Here is a 3,780-nt window from a genome sequence, read left to right as displayed (position 1 = left end):
CGCCGGCTCGCGGCCGCCTCGCCGTCGCGCGGCGGCGCCGGCGCCTACGTGCTGACCGGACGCGGCGTCGAGCAGAGCACGCAGGGCACGGCCACCGTGACGGCCGCGATCGACCTCGCGCTCGCGCTCGGCCTGCCGGGACGCGTGGGCAGCGGGTACGGCGCGATCACCGGCCAGGGCAACGGTCAGGGCGGGCGCGAGCACGGGCAGAAGTCGGACCAGCTGCCGGGCTACCGCCGCATCGACGACCCCGCCGCCCGCGCGCACGTCGCCGCCGTGTGGGAGGTCGACGAGGCGAGCATCCCGGGACCGGGCGTACCCGCGGTTGAGCTGCTGCGCCGGTGCGGCGAGGACGTGCGCGCGCTGCTGGTCCACGGCTGCAACCTCGTCGTCTCCTCGCCCGACGCCGACCGCGTGCGCGAGCGACTCGCGGCGCTCGACCTGCTCGTGGTCTGCGACCTCGTGCCGTCCGAGACGGCGCTCCTGGCCGACGTCGTGCTGCCCGTCACCCAGTGGGCCGAGGAGGAGGGCACGACGACGTCGCTCGAGGGGCGCGTGCTGCGGCGGCGACGCGCGCTGCCGCCGCCGCCGGGCGTGCGCTCCGAGCTCGAGGTGCTGCACGACCTCGCCGCGCGCCTCGGGGTCACGCGCGGCTTCCCCACGGACCCGGCCGAGGTGTTCGACGAGCTCGCGCGTGCGAGCGCCGGCGGCCCGGCCGACTACAGCGGTCTGTCCCATGCCCGGGTCGACGCCGCCGAGGCGGCCGGTGAGGCGCTGCACTGGCCCGTCCCGGCCGTGCCCGCCGGCACGGCGCCGCACCCCGGGACCCCGCGGCTGTTCCTCGACGCCTTCCCGACGCCGGACGGGCGGGCGCGCATGGTCGCCGTCGACCACCGCGGCCCCTCGGACCGGCTGAGTCCCGCCGCACCCCTGTGGCTCGTCACGGGGCGCGTGCTGCAGCACTACCAGTCAGGCGCCCAGACCCGGCGCGTCCCGGCGCTCGCGACCGCGCAGCCCGAGCCGTTCGTCGAGCTGCACCCGCTGCTGGCCGAGCGCATCGGGGTCGCCGACGGCGAGCTCGTCGAGGTCACGTCCGCACGGGGCACGGCGATCGCCGTCGGGCACGTGACGGCCGGCGCGCGCCCGGACACCGTCTTCATGCCGTTCCACTGGGCCGGGCCGGGGAGCGCCAACCGCCTGACCACCGACGCGACCGACCCCGTCTCGGGGATGCCGGAGTTCAAGGTGTCGGCCGTGCAGGTGCGCGCCGCCGGGGGCGCGATGGGTGCCCCGGCAGGGCCGCACGCGGCGACCCTCGGCGCACCGGCACGTCACGACGAGGCGGTGCGTGGGTGGGCGGCGCACGCACCGGACGACCGGGTGGGGGTCTGATGCGCGTCCTGGTGGTCGGCAACGGCATGGTCGGCTCGCGCCTCGTCGAGGAGCTCGACGGCGCGGGCCTCGACGTGACCGTCCTCGGGTCGGAGCCGTACGAGCCGTACAACCGCGTGCTGCTCAGCGAGGTGGTCGCGGGCAAGGTCGACGTCGCGGCGATCACGCTGCCACGGCCGGGCGGCTCCGCCGCGACCGTCCGCACGGGCCGGACGGCGCTCGCGATCGACCGGGACGCGCGGCTCGTGCTCGACGACGCCGGCGACGCGCACGCCTACGACGTGCTCGTCCTGGCCACGGGTGCGCGCGCCCGCATCCCCGAGGTCCCCGGGCTCGCTCCCCTGCCGGCGGGCGCGCACGCCCTGCGCACCCTCGACGACGCGCGCGAGATCGTCGCGGCGACCACCAACGCGCGACGAGCGGTCGTCGTGGGCGGCGGCGTGCTCGGGCTCGAGGCGGCGTGCGGGCTCGCGCGCCGCGGGCTGCACGTGACCGTCGTCCACGGCGGCGCGCACCTCATGGACCGACAGCTCGACGCCGACGCGGCGGCAGCGGTGGTGCACGGGCTCGACCGCCTCCGCATCGAGCACCGGACCGGCGCCGTGACCCGCGAGGTGGTCGTGGCCGACCGCCACGTCCGCGGCGTCCGTCTCGCCGCGCGCGGGGCGGACGCGACGGAGGACGGCGAGGTGCTGCCCGCGGACCTGCTCGTGCTCACGACGGGGACCCTGCCCGAGACAGGGCTCGCCGCGGCCGCGGGGCTGGAGGTGCGGCGCGGCGTCGTGGTGGACGCGGACGGCGTGACGTCCGACCCCGCCGTGTTCGCCGTCGGCGACTGCGCCGAGCCGCCCGACGGCGCGACGGGCCTCATCGCGCAGGGCTGGGACCAGGCGCGCCGTCTCGCCGACCTGCTCCGCGCCCGGGCGGGAGGACGCGGCGGCGCGGCCCGGGAGGCCGCGCCCGTGCACGGCACCGACGTGGTGCGGCTCAAGGCCGCCGGTCTCGAGGTCGTCGCGATGGGGGTGTGCGGTCCGGGCGGCGGGCGTCAGGGTAGCGGTCGGTCGGTCCGGCTCAGCGACCCCGAGACGGGCCGGCACGTCGAGGTCGTGGTCCAGGACGGCGTCGTCGTCGGCGCGACGGCCGTCGGTGCGGGCCCCGTCGCAGCCGACCTCGTGGCGGCCTACACGCGCCGCACGCCGGCTCCGCGTGACCCGGCCCAGCTGCTGCTCCGCCCCGTCCGGGGGTCCCGGTCCGAGGGGGACGAGCCGTCGCCCACGCTCATGCCCGACCGCGCGACGGTCTGCCGCTGCAACGGCGTGACGAAGGGCGACGTCGTCGCGTGCTGGCGGCACGGCGCGACGTCGGTCGAGGACGTCGCGCGGAGCACGCGCGCGACCACGGGCTGCGGTGGCTGCACCGACGCCGTCTGCGGGATCGTCGACTGGCTGCGGCGCAGCGACCCGCCCGCGGCCACCCCGGACGGCCCGGACGGCGCGGACGGCCCGGCACCCGAGCGGACCGTCAGCCCCGAGCAGGCGGGCAGCGCGGTTCTCACGCCTTGATCGTTCGACAGGACGGCGACCGCGGCGCACGGTAGGACAGACAGGGTGAAACCGACCCCGCCGCCGACGTCGCCGACGCCGCCGCGCGCCCCCGTTCCCTTCGTGGAGGACCCGCGCGTCACGGTCGTCATCGCGAGCCGCGACCGGCGCGAGGAGCTCGTCGCGAGCATCGCCGAGCACCGTGCGCCCGTGGTCCTCGCGGACAACGGCTCGACGGACGGATCGGTCCCGGCCGTGCGGCGCGCGCACCCGTGGGTCGAGGTGCTCGAGGTCGGGCGCAACGTCGGCGCCCACGCCCGGACGCTCGCCGCCCGCGTCGCGCGGACCCCGTACGTGGCCTTCGCCGACGACGACTCGTGGTGGGCGCCTGGCTCCCTGAAGCCCGCGGCGGACCTCATGGACCGGGACCCGGCCGTCGCGCTCGTCGCGGCCCGCATCCTCGTCGGCGCCGACGAGCGCCCGGACCCGTTCTGCGACGTCCTCGCCGCGTCGCCGCTGCGTCACGACGGCCGCCCGCGCCTGCTCGGCTTCGTCGCGTGCGGCGCCATGGTGCGCCGGGTGGACCTGCTCGCCGTCGGCGGCTTTGACGACGTCGTGCGCTTCCCGGGCGAGGAGGAGCGCGTCGCGCTCGACCTCGCGGCCCGCGGGCGCGCGATCGTCTACGCCGACGACGTCGTCGTGCACCACCACCCCTCGCCCGTACGCCACTCGCCCGAGCGGCGCGTGCGCGCGGTCACGCGCTCGGCGGTCCTCACCGCGGTGCTGCGCCTGCCGTGGGCGGAGGTCGCGCGCCGCGTGCGCGCGGCGCTCGCGGCCGGTCCCGCGA

At 78.1% G+C, this 3,780-nt stretch carries 3 protein-coding genes; all 3 read left to right on the top strand.

What is annotated here, in order from left to right; all coding sequences use genetic code 11:
* The coding region (locus tag ICW40_RS19230) for a molybdopterin oxidoreductase family protein (protein ID WP_221655597.1) at positions 1-1,392 on the top strand (1,392 nt) is incomplete at its 5' end.
* Complete coding sequence (locus ICW40_RS19225) at positions 1,392-2,954, top strand: FAD-dependent oxidoreductase (protein WP_221655596.1); 1,563 nt, start codon at positions 1,392-1,394, stop codon at positions 2,952-2,954. The genes ICW40_RS19230 and ICW40_RS19225, both read left to right, overlap by 1 nt.
* A 102-nt stretch (positions 2,955-3,056) precedes the next feature.
* Positions 3,057-3,780: glycosyltransferase family 2 protein (locus tag ICW40_RS19220; protein WP_221655595.1), on the top strand; the 724-nt coding region annotated here is incomplete at its 3' end.

This window comes from Actinotalea ferrariae (assembly GCF_019733465.1).
In the GTDB taxonomy this organism is placed as follows: Bacteria; Actinomycetota; Actinomycetes; order Actinomycetales; family Cellulomonadaceae; genus Actinotalea; species Actinotalea ferrariae_A.
Note: the sequence above shows the minus strand (reverse complement) of the source record. Positions and strands in the feature narration are given on the sequence as shown.

Excerpts from the sequence above, each read along its gene's own strand:
- ICW40_RS19225 (WP_221655596.1), top strand. The coding sequence starts at position 1,392 with ATGCGCGTCCTGGTGGTCGGCAACGGCATGGTCGGCTCGCGCCTCGTC.